This is a genomic window from Streptomyces rugosispiralis (assembly GCF_024505145.1).
Classification (GTDB): domain Bacteria; phylum Actinomycetota; class Actinomycetes; order Streptomycetales; family Streptomycetaceae; genus Streptomyces; species Streptomyces rugosispiralis.
The window spans coordinates 1-848 of the sequence record NZ_JANIAA010000187.1; the positions used below are offsets into that span (position 1 = coordinate 1).

General features: G+C 71.0%; 1 protein-coding gene. It reads left to right on the forward strand.

The genetic code is table 11. From position 1 onward, the window contains the following. A partial coding sequence (locus tag NP777_RS46985; protein WP_256656339.1) for a polyketide synthase dehydratase domain-containing protein occupies window positions 1-848 on the forward strand: 848 nt, incomplete at both ends.

Genomic DNA, 848 nt, shown 5'->3' on the forward strand with positions numbered 1-848 from the left:
TGACCGGTCGGTTGTCGCTGCGTACGCATCCTTGGCTGGCCGATCACGCGGTGCTGGGCCGGGTCATTCTGCCGGGTACGGCGTTTGTCGAGTTGGCGTCGCGGGCCGGTGACGCGGTGGGTTGTGACCGGTTGGAGGAGTTGACGCTTGAGGCGCCCCTGGTGCTGCCCGATGAGGGGGCGGTCCAGGTGCAGCTGGTGGTGAGTGGGCCCGAGCAGGATGGGCAGCGCGAGTTCAGCGTGTACTCCCGCCGCGACGACGTCCCGAACGCGTCGTGGACGTGCCACGCGAAGGGCATGCTGGCCCTGAACTCCACCACCGTCGATGGGATGACGGGTCCGGCGGACCTGAAGGCATGGCCGCCGGCGGGGGCGCAGGCGGTGGAGACCGCTGGCTTCTATGAGGATGTGGCGGCTACCGGGCTGGTGTACGGGCCGGTGTTCCAGGGTCTGCGCGCCGTGTGGCGCAAGGGCGATGAGGTCTTCGCGGAGGTGGAGCTGGCGGAGGAGTCGCGGGCGGACGCGGCCCGGTTCGGGCTGCACCCCGCCTTGCTCGACGCGGCGCTGCACGCCTGGCTGGTGTCCGCCGCCGCGGAGAAGGACGGGAGCGGGAGTTCTGGCGGGATCCGGCTGCCGTTCGTGTGGAGTGGTGTGTCGCTGTATGCCACTGGTGCGACTTCCCTGCGGGTACGGCTGACCCGGACGGGCGCTGATGGGATGTCGGTGCTGGTGGCGGATGCCGCCGGTACGCCGGTTGCGTCGGCGGATGCGTTGGTCACCCGGCCGGTCTCGGAGGCGCAGCTCGCGTCGTCCGGCGACGGCGGTGAGCCGCTGTACCGGGTGGAGTGG